We start from the raw sequence: 13,837 nt of genomic DNA, 5'->3' as shown, positions 1-13,837 counted from the left end.
AGGGCACGCGGGTGTTTCCGCGTCGTTGCGCGGCGGGGGCGCGTGCTGACAAACGCGAAACACCGGTGTCCTCCTTCGGCAACACCCGGCGTGGACCGTGAGTGGCATGGACATCACTCGTGCTCGAACGGCCGCCGTGACCGATCTCGGCGGATGGCAGCCGGCCGAAGTGGATTCGGCGGTGTGGCGCCTGCGCGTCTCCATGGACGACGGCACCGGCACCCTGGCCAGGATCGCGATCAGGCTCGCCGATCTCGGCTGCAACATCCTGGGCGTTTCGGTCCTCCCGATCCCCGGCGGCGTGCTCGACGAGATCGTGGTCCGGCCCCAGCCGGGGCTGACCAAGCAGGACCTCGCCGAAGCGATCCAGGCCGAGGGGTGCGTGTGCGGCGGCATCACCGACGCGGAGGTGCGCGAGCTGGTCGACACCGCGACCGCGACCCTCGGCGCGGCCACCGCGGCGATCGCCGAGCGCGACCGGGTGCACGACGCCGTCCGCGATGTGCTGACGGCCGATCTGGTCACCACCGTCCCGGCCGCCGAGGCGAACCCCGGCCGGACCGAGGGCGGGCACCGCGTGGTGTTCGACCTCGACGGGGCGACCGCGCTCGTCGCCCGAAGACGGTGGACCCCGTTCGTGCAGCTCGAACTCACCCGCGCCAGTGCGCTGATCGCGCTCATCGGCGCGGCGCGCGCCAACCCCGGGGCGCCCGCGGCGGTCGTGTGCGACGACGGCGCCGCCGTCGTGCTGCGGGAGGGCGTGCCAGGCGATGCCGACGCGGTGGTCGCACTCCACACCAGGTGCTCCAAGACGACGCTGTTCCAGCGCTACCACAGCGGCACGCCCACGGTGCCCCGCCGCTGGCTGCACCGGTTGCTCACCCCCGCGCGGGGGCTGAGCGTGCTCGCGGTGTGCGGGCGCGAGGTCGTCGCGCTCGGGCAACTGCTCGGCCCGCCGAACCGGCCGTCCGCCGAGGTGTCCCTGCTCGTCGAGGACTCCTGGCAGCGCAACGGTCTCGGCACCGCGTTGCTGGCGCGGCTCGCGGAGCTCGCCGTCCTGCGCGGCCACGGCGAGCTGAAGGCCGTGTGCCTGCCGGGGGAGGAGGGTGTGCCGCGCACGGCGGCCAGGGCGGGGCTTGCCGCGGCCCGTGCGGAAGGCGACCGGAACCTGGTCGAGATCGCGCTCCCGGCCAGGCTTCCGGTCCCCGGTGCTTGAGACGGCGACGGCCGCTCAGCCTGCGGTTCGCCGCATCCGCACCGCCACGATCACGGTGGGGACGACGAGCACCGCCATGGCGAGGAAGGCGTCGGAGTAGGCAGCGCCCTCGTGGCCGGTGTGCACGGGGTTGATGGCGCCGCTGCCGCTGTGCAGCCTCGCGGTCACCAGCACACCGAACAGGGCCGGACCGGTTCCCGCGCCGAGGAACTGGGCTCCCTGGAGTATCCCGAGGCCGACGCCGACCTGGTCCGGTGGCAGCGCGTTCGCCGCGGCGCTGATGATCGGGGTGATCACCACGATGAAGCCGATGCTGAGCCCGAGCATCCCGGCCCCCGCGGGGAGCACCGAGGTGCTTCCGGTGAAGCTTGAGAGGAACAGGGCGAACAGCCCCATGACCGCGAGGCCCGCCAGTACCAGGGGCCGGGTGCCGATGCGGTCGGTGATGCGGCCGATCAGCGGCGACAGCGCGGCGACGGCGACCCCGGCCGGGATCATCACCAGTGCCCCCGCGCCCGGTTCGAGGCCATTGACGTCGACCACCAGCAGCGGGACGAGCACCAGGCCGCCGAGGTTGACGATCATGGCCAGCAACGCGACGACGACCGCGGCACGGTAGACCCGGTTGGCGAACAGCGCGGGCGGGACGAACGGCCGCGCGACGCGCGCGGTGCGCCACCCGAAGAGCGCGATCGCCGCGACCGCGACCACGAGGCTGCCCCAGGACGACGGTGCGGCGAAACCGGCGACCTGTGCCTGGGTGACGCCGAACAGCACCAGCCCGGCGCCGAGGCCGAGGAGGATGCCGCCGAGGAGGTCGAACCGGTGCGCGCCTTCCGGGGACTCACCCGGCAGCACGCGCCATGCCACCGGAAGCAGCACCACCGCGACCACCAGCATCAGCCAGAACAGCGCGCGCCACCCGAGGAACTGGCCGATCCCGCCGCCGAGGGCGGGCCCGGCGGCGGCACCGATCCCGGTGGCCGCGGACACGACGCCGATCCCCGTCGCCCGTTTGCTCTCCGGCAGCAATCTGGTGATGGCGATGATCGACAGCACGGGCAGCGCGGCCGCGCCGACCCCCATCACGATCCGCCCCGCCACGAGTACGAGCAGATCCGGGGCGAGCGCGCAGACCAGGCTCCCTGCCGCGAAGGTCAGCAGGGCGAAGGCGAACAGGCGCCGCAGGCTCACCCGGTCGGAAACGCGGCCGTAGAAGGGAATCCCGATCGAGAACACCAGCAGGAAACCGGTGACGATCCACGCGAGCTCCGCCTCGGATGCCCCGAACTCCGCGCCGACCGTCGGGAGCATGAGGTTGACCATGTCGCTGGCGATGACCGTGACGAGGACCGCGGGCATGAGCACGGCCAGCAGGGCGGACGCGCGGCCGGGTCGCGCCGGTGCGATGGGTACGGGTGCCATTTTCGGTGCATCCTCCAGAGAAATTACTGTCACCATCTTGGTTACAGTTAGGGTGCGGGAAAGGCGGAGGGTGACCCCTCCGCCGGTTTACTTCGGTAGTGCGTGCGCCCGCTCGGCGGCCAGCACCTGCTGGACCAGGTGGGCGATGGTCGTCCGGCCGAGCCGTTCCTCCATGGCCTGCTCCGCGTCCCGGAACTCCGTCTCGAGCAGGTTCTGCATGTGCCGCCCGACTTCGCACGCGTCGCTGGGCGGATGGGCGTGCCGCGACAGGATCGGCCCCTCTTCGACGGCGGTGTACGCGTCGTGAAGCGTGATCTCGTGAGGGGCGCGGGCGAGGGACCAGCCGCCGCCACGCCCTTCGGTGGCCCACACCAGGTCGGCGTCCCGCAGGCTGCCGAGGATGCGGCGCACGAGCACCGGGTTGCTGGCCAGGCTGTCCGCGATTTCCGCGGAGGTCAGCGAATGATCCCAGCGCGCCAGCATCGTGAGCGCGTGAATCGCGACCGCGCTCCTGCTGCTGAGTCCCACCGCGCCCCCTCCGGGATCACCGCTGCGCCGAGTTAACTGTACCTAAGGTAGTTCCAGTTTGTCCGGTCGTCAATCCGCCCTTGCCCGGCAGCGGTTTCCGGCACCGGTCACCGCTTCCAGAACCAGTCCTTGCCCCGCGCCTCGCGCAGTGCTTCGCGTTTGCGGTCCTGTGTGAGCCGGTCGAGGTAGAGCTTGCCGTCGAGGTGGTCGGTCTCGTGCTGCAGGCACTGGGCCAGCACGTCGACGCCTTCCACCTCGATCGGTTCGTTGCGCTTGTCCACCCCGCGCACGACGGCTCGTTTCGCCCGCACGGTCGGGAACCACAGCTCCGGAACGGAAAGGCAGCCTTCGTCGATCTCGTGGGTCTCCTCGGAGAGCTCGACGATCTCCGGGTTGAGGACGTATCCGATCAGCCCGCCCACGTTGTAGCTGAACGCACGCAGGCCCACCCCGATCTGCGGCGCCGCGAGCCCCGCCCGTCCAGGCAGCTTGACGGAGTCCAGCAGGTCGTTCACGAGCGACTCGAGGCCCTTGTCGAACCTGGTCACCGGGTCGCACACCGTCTTCAGCACCGGGTCACCGAAATAGCGCAGCTCGCGCACCGCCATGTGGAAACTCTTCCCTTCTCCGCGCAGCGCGCGTTCGCGACCGCGGACCTCCACGGCCCACTGCGATCACGGTCTCGACCAGCCGATCGTGGCGCAGTTTACGCGCGCGCCGATGGCGGGTCCGCCGCGTGCCGTGAATCGGCCGCGAGTCCTCAGGCGCGCAGGCGCAAACCCTTGGGCGTGGCGCGGAAACCCGCCTCCCGCAGGACTTCGGCGAGTTCGGAGGTCAGCGCGTGCTCGCCGTCGGCTCGCTGCACGGCGAGCTGGCCCAGCCAGCCCTCGCGCACCACCCCGGACAGTGCGCGCGCGGCGGCGCGGAGCACGTCGGGATCGGTGCTGAAGGACAGCAGTGACTTGCCGCCGCGTTCGACGTAGAGCCCCGGCACCCCGTCGACGAGCACTGCCAGCGCGCCCGCCTTGCGGGCGGGACGGTGCTTCGTGTCGCCGATCGCCGGGGGCCAGTCCAGTGCCGCGCCGTAGGGCTGCGCCGGATCGCTCGCCGCGAGCACCACGGCTTCGCGCGCCGAGTCCTGGCCGCGCGCGCGGGAGCCGTTCGGCTCGGAGACCGCGCGCAGCCTGTCGACAGCGCCCTTCGCCGCGAACTGGGCGGCGCCCAGCCCCTCGACGACATAGCCGCGCACGACCTGGCCGGAGTCCTCCATACCGCGCAACACCTTGTAGATCCCGGAAAACCCGCCCGTGACGCGTTCGGTGTCGAGCGCACCCCTGGTGAGTACGCCGTGCCGCTCCAGAAAGGCCTCGGTGCGGGCGTGCGTCCTGCGCGTCGGATCGGCCTCCCTCGCCGGGGTCAGCGCCCACCGCCCGGCCACCGTCGGCGGCCCGGTGCGCGACGGCATGGCGGTCCGCCCCGCGCGCATCCTGGCGTACCGGCCCCGCGGCGCGCTCCGCCGCGGCTTGTGCGTCGCACCCTTGCCGGAAACCTGCGCCCGCACCGGCCCCAGCGTGTCGCCGGTGACCACGCCGGCCCACACCAGGTCCCACAGCGCGGCGACCACGGCACCGTCGTCCGGCGCCGTTTCCACGAGCGCGGAGACCCGGTCGACGAGCTGGCGGAAGAACAGCGCTCCCAGGTCCAAAGTGGACCCGATGGCGTTGTGCAACGGGGTGTCCGGCACGGATTCGCTGATCTCCGGCAGGAGCAGATCGGCCACGTCGGACGGGGCCACCGCGAGCCAGCCGTCCCCGCCGGAGAGCGCCCCGCAGCCGCACCACGTCACCTCTCCCGCGGTGGTCAGCTCGTCGAGCAGCGCGGGGTGGTACCCGGGCAGGCGGTTCGGCAGGATCAGCGATTCGACCGCGCTCGCCGGCAGCGGCGCGCCCGCGAGCTGTTCCACCACGGACAGCACGTCGTCCGCGGTGGGTGCCGCGCGCATCCTGGCGCCGATGCCGTGCCACGACGGCAGGAACCGGCCCAGCGCGGCCGGTTCGACCGGTTCGACCTCGGCCCTGAGCTTGGCGAGCGAGGCACGGCGAAGCCGCCGCAGCACGCCCGCTTCGCAGTATTCGAGCCCGGCGCCGTGCGAATCCGGATGGCCGACCGGGCTCAGCTCGCCCCTGATCAGCCTGCCCGAGGAGGTCAGCCTGTCGAGCACGCCGGTGACCACCGCCGTGCCCAGCCCGAACCGCGTGGCCGCGCTCGACGCCGGGAACGGACCCCTGGTCCGCGCGTAGCGCGCCAGCAGGTCGCCGAGTGGATCGGCGACCGGTTCGGTGAAGGCCTCCGGCACACCGACCGGGAGCGCGGCGCCCAGCGCGTCACGGACGCGGCCCGCGTCCTCGATGGCGATGAACCGCTCTTCGCCGCCGATCCGCACCCGGATCGCGCGCCGGGCGGATTCCAGCTCGGTGAGCCATGCCGCGGCCACCCCGCGTTCGGCCGCCTCGGCCTCGGTCAGGTCGCCGAGCAGGCGGAGCAGGTCCGCGGTGTCCTCGACACCCCGCGCGCGGCGGTCCTCGTCGAGCCGCTGCAGCGAACGCTCCACCTCGGCGACCACGTCCGCGTCGAGCAGCTCCCGGATCGCCTCGGTGCCGAGCAGTTCGGCGAGCAGCGTGGAGTCGAGGGACAGCGCCGCCGCACGCCGCTCGGCAAGCGGTGCGTCGGTCTCGTACAGGAACATCCCGACGTACCCGAACAGCAGGCTGCGCGCGAACGGCGACGGCGACGGGGTTTCCACCTCGACCACGCGCACGCGGCGGGACCGCACATCGGTCATCAGCTCGCGCAGGCCGCCGACGTCGTAGACGTCCTGCAGGCACTCGCGCATGGCCTCCAGGATCACCGGGAACCGCTCGTACTTCGCGGCCACCGAAAGCAGTTGCGACGCGCGCTGCCGCTGCTGCCAGAGCGGGGACCGGCGTCCAGGGTCACGGCGGGGGAGTAGCAGCGCGCGGGCCGCGCATTCGCGGAACCGGGCCGCGAACAGCGCCGAGCCGCCCACCTCGGCCACGATCAGCTGCTCGACCTCTTCCGGGTCGAGCAGGATGTCGTCCGCCGTCACCAGCACTTCGGCGCCCTCGGCGTCGAGTGCCTCCGGCAGGCGCAGCACGATGCCGTCGTCGGAGTGCGCGACCTGGGCGTCGACACCGCGGTTCTCCCGCAGCTTCGCCGCGATCGCCAGCGCCCACGGCGCGTTGACCTGTGCGCCGAACGGGGAGTGCACGATGACCCGCCAGTCGCCCAGTTCGTCGCGGAACCGTTCGAGCAGCACCGTGCGGTCGTTCGGCACGTGCCGGGTCGCGGTGCGCTGCTCGTCGAGGTAGGCCAGCAGGTTCTGCCCAGCCCGCTCGTCGAGCCCGGCCGCCGCCGCGCGCGCCGCACCGCGTTCGGAGTCCATTGTGGACAGCTCGCGGACGAAGGCGCCGAGCGCCCTGCCCAGTTCCAGCGGACGCCCCTGCGCGTCGCCCTTCCAGAACGGCATCCTGGCCGGTTCGCCCGGCGCGGGCACCACGATGACCCGGTCGTGCGTGATGTCGGTGACCCGCCACGACGAGGTGCCGAGCAGGATCGTGTCCCCGACGCGCGACTCGTAGACCATCTCCTCGTCGAGTTCGCCGACACGGCTCCCGGGGGAGCCTTCGGAGCCGGGTGTCATCACGGTGAACAGGCCGCGGTCCGGGATCGTGCCGCCGGAGGTGACCGCGAGCCGCTGCGCGCCCGGCCTGCCCTTCAGCTCGCCGGTGACCCTGTCCCAGGTGATCCGCGGCCGCAGCTCGCCGAACTCCTCGCTCGGGTACCGCCCGGCCAGCATGTCGAGCACCGCGTGCAGCGCGTCCTCCGGCAGCCCGGCGAACGGGGCCGCGCGCCGGGTGAGCGAGGCCAGTTCCTCGACCGTCCACGGTTCCAGCGCGGTCATCGCCACGACGTGCTGGGCGAGCACGTCGAGCGGGTTGCGCGGGTACCGGACCGCCTCGATCGCCCCCTCGGCCATCCGCTCGGCGACCACCGCGCACGAGACGAGGTCACCGCGGAACTTCGGGAACATCACCCCGGAGGACACCGCGCCGACCTGGTGCCCGGCGCGCCCGACCCGCTGCAGCCCGGACGCCACCGTCGGCGGCGCCTCGATCTGCACGACGAGATCGACCGCGCCCATGTCGATGCCGAGCTCCAGCGACGAGGTCGCGACCACGCACGGCAACCGCCCCGACTTCAGCTCCTCTTCGACGTGGGTGCGCTGCTCGCGCGACATCGAACCGTGGTGCGCCTTGGCGATCGCCGCCGCCGCGCCCGTGGTGAGCCCGGACTCGCCGATCGCCTCCGCGGGGAACCGTTGCCCCGCTTGGAGTTCCGCGGGCTGGTCGGCGGCGAGTTCGTTCAGCCTCGCGGTGAGCCGCTCGGTGAGCCGCCGCGAGTTCGCGAACACGATCGTGGACCGGTGCTCCTTGATCAGCTCGAGCACGCGCCCTTCGACCGCGGGCCAGATCGACGGCCGGTCGATCGCCGCGCCGCCGATCTCCTCCTGGGTGCCGATCCCGTCGATCCTGTTTTCGGACGGCAGTTCGAGCGAATCCCGTGACTTGGACGGCGCGTCGAGACTGCCCATGTCCTCCACCGGGACCTCGACCCGCACCTCGATGGTCTTCGCGAGCTTCGGCTGCACCACGCGGACCGGCTTGCTGCCGCCGAGGAACGCGCTCACCTCGTCGACCGGGCGGACCGTCGCGGAAAGACCGATGCGCTGGGCGGGCCGCGGCAGCAGGGCGTCGAGCCGTTCGAACGACAGCGCGAGGTGCGCGCCGCGCTTGGTGCCCGCGACGGCGTGCACCTCGTCCAGGATCACGGTCTCGACGCCGCGCAGCGACTCGCGCGCCGAGGACGTGAGGATGAGGAACAGCGACTCCGGCGTGGTGACCAGCACGTCCGGCGGGGTGCGCAGGAACGTGCGCCGCTCGGCGGGCGTGGTGTCCCCGGTGCGCATGCCGACCGTGATGTCCGGCGCGGCGAGCCCGAGCCGCCGCGAAGCCTGCGAGATCCCGGCCAGCGGGGCGCGCAGGTTGCGCTGCACGTCGACCGCCAGCGCCTTCAGCGGCGAGACGTACAGGACGCGGCACCGCTCGGTGCGCGCGGCCGGTACCGGCTCGACGGCGAGCCGGTCGAGCGCCCACAGGAACGCGGCGAGTGTCTTCCCCGACCCGGTCGGCGCGACGACCAGCGCGTGCTCACCGGCATGCGCGGCGCGCCACGCCCCGGACTGCGCGTCGGTGGGCGCGGCGAAGGCCCCGGCGAACCAGTCCCTGGTCGCGGGGGAGAAGAGGTCGAGTACTTCTGCCACGTCATCCATCTTGCGCCCGTGCACCGACAGTTTCCGATCGGCCCGTGCACGGTGACCCAGAAGACGGGGCCAACTTGCCGGGTCTGCACGCGCCGTGACGGCGGACGTGGGAGCATCACGCCGTCGCAATCGGATCGCCACTGGGGCGGCTGTCGTGTTCACGAGGGAGAGCTGTGCGGATCCTGTCGGTGGATCTCGGAACGTCCAACACGGTCGCGGTGCTGTCCGCGCACGGACGCCCGCCGAGGGTGGTCGAGGTGGACGGCTCCGCCACCATGCCTTCCGCGGTCTTCGCGGACGAGGACGGCACGCTGATGGTCGGCCGCGACGCCGAGCGGCGCGCGCGGCTGGACCCGACCCGGTTCGAGCCCAACCCCAAGCGCAGGGTCGACGAGCAGACGCTCCTGCTCGGTAGCGACGTCGTCCCGGTCAACGAGGCGCTCGCCGCGGTGCTGCGCCGGGTGCTGGAGGAGACCTCGCGCCAGCTCGGCGGCGACCACCCCGACGAGATCAGGCTGACCCACCCCGCGCAATGGGGCCCCGTCCGCCGCAACGTGCTGCTTTCGGCGGCGAGGCTCGCGGGTATGCGCACCGCCGTCTCGCTCGTGCCGGAGCCGGTCGCCGCGGCCGCCCACTTCGCCTCCTTCCCCGGCAAGGCACTCGCTCCCGGGCAGGCACTCGCCGTGTACGACCTCGGTGCGGGCACGTTCGACGTCGCGGTCGTCGGCGCCACCCAGAACGGGTACGCGGTGCTCGCCGAGGACGGCCTTCCCGACCTCGGCGGCCTCGACGTCGACCAGGCACTGCTGGTGCACGTCGGCCGCGAGGTCTCGCACAAGGACCCGCAGCGCTGGCAGCGCCTCCTCCGCCCGGAGTCGACGCCGGACCGGCGGACCCGGCGCGCGCTGCAGGAGGACGTGAAGGCCGCGAAGGAGGCGCTGTCCCGGCACCCGCAGACCGAGGTGCCGATGCCGGAGCCGTTCACCGACGTGCTGGTCACGCGCGCGGAGCTGGAGGCGCTGGTCCGCCCCGCGATGCTGCGCAGCGTCGAGCTGCTGGCCAGGACCGTCCGGTCGGCCGGGCTCGCGCCGGAGCGGCTCGCCGGGATCTACCTCGTCGGCGGGTCGAGCAGGCTCCCGCTGGTCGGCACCATGATCGCGGAGAAGATCGGCGTCGTGCCCGGCAGCCTCGACCAGCCGGAAACCGCCGTCGCGCTCGGCGCGCACCACGTCGCCTCCGACGGCATCAGCATGCGCACCCAGAACGTCGAGGGGCACATCGCGGCCACCGGCACCGGCGCGCATCCCGTGGGACCGGCGCAGGGACCGGCACAGGGACCGGCGCAGACCGGCCCGCACGCCCCGCCGCCGGTCGCGTCGCTGCCGGGGACCCAGTCCGGGCCCTACGGCACGCCGAGCGGACCGTACCCGCCGCCGCACGCGCAGCAGTCCTACCCGCCGAGCGGCCCCCAGCAGGCGCTCGGCGGCCAGCAGCAGCCCGCGCCGTCGAACTTCCCCTCCGGCTTCCCCACGGTGAAGAAGGAAGAGGAGAAGAAGCCGGCCGCGAAGCGGAAGAAGGTCATCATCGGCGCGGTGGCCGCGGTCATCGTGCTGCTCGCCGCCGGTGCCGCGTTCTTCCTCTGGCCGGATTCGTCCTCTGGCACCACCTACACCGCGGACCAGTGCCAGAAACCGGGGGCGCCCGAGGACAGGGGCTTCACCAGGTGCCTGCGGCAGCTCGCCGGGAAGGTGCCGGACAACGGCCAGTGCAATCCCGGCACCGGCAACGCGGCCATCGCGCCGCCCGCCAACGAGAACTTCGGCGTCAGCGTGACCTGCTCGACCCCCGCCCTGGCCGGCGCGCAGGTCACCTACATCCACGGCACTTCGCAGGACGCGCTCAAGGAGTACTCGGACCGGCTGCTCGCCTCCACCAAAGCGGAGCAGGTGCAGGCGCAGTGGAAGGGCAACGGCCTCGACGGGACGTACTCCTCTTCGGCGGGCGCGACCTCGTCGGTGCTGGTCTTCCGGGTCGGCGACCGGCCGCTGATCGGGGTGCTCTACCAGACCAAGGGCACCGACCAGCAGGGCACCGCGTCGGATCTCGCCGACTACTTCGAGAAGAACATCCAGCCGGGCGTCGCGAGCTAGCGGCGGCGGTTGTTCCGCAGCGCGCGGATCGCGACCACGAGCGCCGCCACCGCCGTCGCGGCGGAGGCCACGCCGAGCCCGATCGAACCCCAGGCCGGGATGGCCGCTTCCGCCAGGAACATGGCCCCGATGCTACCCGTGGCGGTGCTCGTGCCGGGTGCGGGCGGGCACGGCCTACCCTGGAGCCGATGCGAATCACGGTGTTCCGGCGGTTGATGGCGGAAGAGTTCGGGCCGGGCAGGGCGGAGACCCTGTCCAGGGACTACGTCATGAGCGGGCTCGGCGGCCGTACCGTCGAGCAGGCGCTCACGGCGGGTTTGCCGGCCAAGGAGATCTGGCGGGAGGTCTGCACGACGTTCGACGTGCCCCCCGAGCGGCGGTAGCGGCCCGGAACCTTACCGCATGGGCGTGTCACTCCCAGCCTCGAACACGTGTTCGGCTACGATGTTGTGCACATCGGGGTCAGCCATCCACAGATCGCCACACCCGGCCCGGAATTGTCGGTCCCCGCCCGTAGCGTCGGACCGGCAAGCAGACAACCGAACCAAGCCCACAGGCTCCACGACCAACGAGGTGGACTCCAATGCCCCCAGCAGCACCGGACAAGGACAAGGCGCTCGAGCTGGCCCTCGCCCAGATCGACAAGCAGTACGGCAAAGGCTCGGTGATGCGCCTCGGTGACGAGGGCCGCGCACCCATCGCCGTCATCCCCTCCGGCTCGATCGCGCTCGACGTCGCGCTCGGCATCGGTGGTTTCCCCCGCGGCCGGGTGGTCGAGGTCTACGGCCCGGAGTCCTCCGGTAAGACCACGGTCGCGTTGCACGCGGTGGCGAACGCGCAGCGTGGCGGCGGGATCGCCGCGTTCATCGACGCGGAGCACGCGCTCGACCCGGAATACGCCAAGGCGCTCGGTGTCGACACCGACGCGCTGCTGGTGTCCCAGCCGGACACCGGTGAGCAGGCGCTCGAGATCGCGGACATGCTGATCCGCTCGGGCGCGCTCGACATCCTCGTGATCGACTCGGTGGCCGCGCTCGTGCCGCGTGCCGAGATCGAGGGCGAGATGGGTGACAACCACGTCGGCCTGCAGGCGAGGCTGATGAGCCAGGCGCTGCGGAAGATCACCGGCGCGATGAGCAACTCCGGCACCACCGCGATCTTCATCAACCAGCTCCGCGAGAAGATCGGCGTCATGTTCGGCTCCCCGGAGACCACCACCGGCGGTAAGGCGTTGAAGTTCTACGCCTCCGTCCGGCTCGACGTGCGCCGCATCGAGACCCTCAAGGACGGTGGCGAGCCCGTCGGCAACCGCACCAGGGTCAAGGTCGTCAAGAACAAGGTCGCGCCGCCGTTCAAGCAGGCCGAGTTCGACATCCTCTACGGCCAGGGTGTCTCCCGCGAGGGCTCGCTCATCGACATGGGCGTCGACCAGGGCATCGTCCGCAAGTCCGGTGCCTGGTACACCTACGAGGGCGACCAGCTCGGGCAGGGCAAGGAGAACGCGCGGAAGTTCCTGCGCGAGAACCCCGACATCGCCAACGAGATCGAGAAGCGCATCAAGGAGAAGCTCGGTATCGGCCCCCAGCTCGACACCGATGAGAAGCTCGCCGCGGTTCCGGCACCGGTCGACTTCTGAATGCCGGGGTCGGGGTGAGCCACGTTCGCGGAACACGCTCACCTAAGACCCGCCATTCAGGTACTGCCCGGGGGCGGTCCCCGGACCCCCGCGGTGCGAGTTCCCTGCCCTGACGGGCGCTGGACACGGTGATTCGTGACCAGCGCCGGGCTGTGCTTGCGGGGAAGTGGGCTGATTCGAGCGTGGTTTTCTTCTGCCTTAGGCGACTTTAGGGCGCGTGACTTGATCGGAGCATGAACGGAGGGATCGTCGTGGTGGGGCGGTGGAAGGTGGATCCGGCCGAGTTGGCGCCTCGGGAGCGGGCGGCGGCGGCCAAGGCGGTGTGTTTCGATCTGTTGGCGGCTCGGCCGCGGACCAAGGACGAGTTGCGGCAGGCCTTGCGCCGCAAGGGGTTCGACGAGGAAACCCGCGAGACGCTCCTCGTCAAGCTCGATCACGCCGGGCTTGTCGACGACGCGGCGTTCGCCGAGTTGTGGGTGAAGTCCCGCCACACCCATCAGGGGCTCGCCCGCAACGCACTCGTCGCCGAGCTCAAGCGCAAGGGCGTCGACGGTGAGACCGCGGTCGAAGCGGCGGGCGAGGTCGACCGCGAAGCCGAGGAACAGCGCGCACGCGAGCTCGTGCGCAAGAAACTCGGCACCATGACCACCCTCGACGAGCAGACCGTCACCCGGCGGCTGCTCGGCATGCTCGCCCGCAAGGGATATCCGCAAGGGCTCGCGTACCAGGTCATCCGCGAAACGCTCCGCGACGTCGGCGCAGAGTCGACCCTCCTCGACGACGCCGTCAGCGACTGACCTCGAAACTGGTGCGGTGCACCGGAAAACGCAAGAAACGGCCGGGATCCGGCCAGCGGCGCACCTTGAACTTCAGGTGCGGCACCCGGTCGTCTTGGACGACGACACGGGGATCCTCCAGCAAGGGTTCGGTCCACGTCGTTCCGAGCGCGAAAAGCAAAGCTTGTCAGGAAACACCTGACACATGTAAGGTTCCGCCTGACACGAGGAGGGACCCATGTCCGAAGTCAAGGAGCGGTCGACGATCGCGAGCTGCTCGTTCTGCCGGAAACCGAACAGCGAGGTGGAAAAGCTGGTCGCTGGGCCAGGAGTGTTCATCTGCGACGGATGCGTGGCGCTGGCCGCGCAGGTCATCGCCGGTGCGACCAGCACGTCCGCTGAGTCCGGCGAGTCCGCTGAGTCCGGCGAGTCCGCTTGGGACTCGCCGGTGGCGCCGTGGGACCGCGAGATGTCCCTCGACGCGGTGCTCGCGACCCTCGGTTCCGTTGCGGCGGCAGGGGAACAGGCTGAGCGCAACCTCGCACTCTGGGTCGCGAAAGCGCGGTCGCTGGGGGCGACGTGGTCGCAGATCGGGCAGGCGCTCGGCATGGCGCGGCAATCGGCCTGGGAGCGGTTCTCCGGCGAGGAATAGCACCGCGGAGTCGCCCGGACGGTGGCGCGCTGCCGCTCCCGCGCGTCGAGGCT

Annotated in this window: 11 protein-coding genes; 6 read left to right on the top strand and 5 right to left on the bottom strand. The window is 71.7% G+C overall.

Annotation, left to right across the window (positions count from 1 at the left end; translation table 11 throughout):
- Positions 1-106 precede the first annotated feature (106 nt).
- Positions 107-1,216: a GNAT family N-acetyltransferase gene (locus ABD256_RS07510; RefSeq protein WP_344414963.1), complete on the top strand. Its 1,110-nt coding sequence runs from the start codon at positions 107-109 to the stop codon at positions 1,214-1,216.
- A gap of 15 nt (positions 1,217-1,231) precedes the next feature.
- On the opposite strand, the gene ABD256_RS07505 is transcribed toward ABD256_RS07510, so the two are convergent.
- From ABD256_RS07505 to ABD256_RS07490, 4 genes are all read right to left on the bottom strand, one after another.
- Positions 1,232-2,641, bottom strand: coding sequence for an MFS transporter (locus ABD256_RS07505; protein WP_344414961.1), 1,410 nt, complete (start codon positions 2,639-2,641; stop codon positions 1,232-1,234).
- An 87-nt stretch (positions 2,642-2,728) separates the two neighbouring features.
- A complete protein-coding gene (locus ABD256_RS07500) occupies positions 2,729-3,169 on the bottom strand; it encodes an Rrf2 family transcriptional regulator (RefSeq protein WP_344414959.1) in 441 nt (146 codons plus the stop codon).
- Between the two features lie 107 nt (positions 3,170-3,276).
- Positions 3,277-3,777, bottom strand: coding sequence for a peptide deformylase (gene def, locus ABD256_RS07495; RefSeq protein ID WP_344414957.1), 501 nt, complete (start codon positions 3,775-3,777; stop codon positions 3,277-3,279).
- A 152-nt stretch (positions 3,778-3,929) separates the two neighbouring features.
- Positions 3,930-8,579, bottom strand: a complete 4,650-nt coding sequence (locus tag ABD256_RS07490) for an ATP-dependent helicase (RefSeq protein ID WP_344414956.1) — start codon at positions 8,577-8,579, stop codon at positions 3,930-3,932.
- 164 nt (positions 8,580-8,743) lie between these two features.
- On the opposite strand from ABD256_RS07490, the gene ABD256_RS07485 reads away from it, so the two are divergent.
- A complete protein-coding gene (locus tag ABD256_RS07485) occupies positions 8,744-10,720 on the top strand; it encodes an Hsp70 family protein (protein ID WP_344414954.1) in 1,977 nt (658 codons plus the stop codon).
- On the opposite strand, the gene ABD256_RS07480 is transcribed toward ABD256_RS07485, so the two are convergent.
- Entirely contained in the window at positions 10,717-10,842 is a 126-nt protein-coding gene (locus ABD256_RS07480; RefSeq protein ID WP_344414952.1) for a hypothetical protein, read from the bottom strand. The two genes, ABD256_RS07485 and ABD256_RS07480, sit on opposite strands and share 4 nt — an antisense overlap.
- 66 nt (positions 10,843-10,908) lie before the next feature.
- Here ABD256_RS07480 and ABD256_RS07475 point away from each other — a divergent pair, with 66 nt between their 5' ends.
- The 4 genes from ABD256_RS07475 (at position 10,909) to ABD256_RS07460 (ending at position 13,784) form a co-directional block, all read left to right on the top strand.
- Positions 10,909-11,103, top strand: coding sequence for a DUF3046 domain-containing protein (locus tag ABD256_RS07475; RefSeq protein ID WP_344414950.1), 195 nt, complete (start codon positions 10,909-10,911; stop codon positions 11,101-11,103).
- Positions 11,104-11,303: 200 nt separating this feature from the next.
- Positions 11,304-12,356: a recombinase RecA gene (gene recA, locus ABD256_RS07470; RefSeq protein WP_344414948.1), complete on the top strand. Its 1,053-nt coding sequence runs from the start codon at positions 11,304-11,306 to the stop codon at positions 12,354-12,356.
- 269 nt (positions 12,357-12,625) lie between these two features.
- Positions 12,626-13,153 (top strand): regulatory protein RecX, encoded by a 528-nt coding sequence (locus ABD256_RS07465; protein WP_344415534.1) that lies wholly within the window; start codon positions 12,626-12,628, stop codon positions 13,151-13,153.
- Between the two features lie 217 nt (positions 13,154-13,370).
- Positions 13,371-13,784 carry a ClpX C4-type zinc finger protein gene (locus ABD256_RS07460; protein WP_344414946.1) on the top strand — a complete coding sequence of 138 codons (414 nt, stop codon included), beginning with the start codon at positions 13,371-13,373 and terminating at the stop codon, positions 13,782-13,784.
- The last annotated feature ends 53 nt before the right edge of the window (positions 13,785-13,837 follow it).

Origin of the sequence: Amycolatopsis minnesotensis (assembly GCF_039529815.1) — a bacterium.
GTDB classification, from domain to species: Bacteria; Actinomycetota; Actinomycetes; order Mycobacteriales; family Pseudonocardiaceae; genus Amycolatopsis; species Amycolatopsis minnesotensis.
Note: the sequence above shows the minus strand (reverse complement) of the source record. Positions and strands in the feature narration are given on the sequence as shown.